Genomic DNA, 288 nt, shown 5'->3' with positions numbered 1-288 from the left:
AAGGATGGTGCAGAACAAATCAAGGCAATCATGGCTAAGTTCCGTGATAACTCACCAGCACAATTCAACGCTACTGACATCGCGGTCTTTGAAGACTTTGCCCTTCAAACTAAGACAGACAAAGATGGAAACATTGAAAAACTCACTACTCCTCCATCAGATGTCTTGAAATACACCTTGGCAGATGATTCTTGGTTCGCTGTTCGTCCTTCGGGAACAGAACCAAAAATCAAATTCTACATCGCAACCGTTGGTGAAACACTTGCTGAAGCAGAAGAAAAAATCTCC

General features: G+C 42.7%; 1 pseudogene. It reads left to right on the top strand.

Annotated elements, in window-relative coordinates:
- Positions 1-288, top strand: a pseudogene (locus C1G53_RS12470) (phospho-sugar mutase); the annotation flags it as partial.

This window comes from Streptococcus suis, assembly GCF_002960445.1.
Lineage (GTDB): Bacteria > Bacillota > Bacilli > Lactobacillales > Streptococcaceae > Streptococcus > Streptococcus hyiners.
This window is presented reverse-complemented; position numbering and strand designations above follow the sequence as displayed.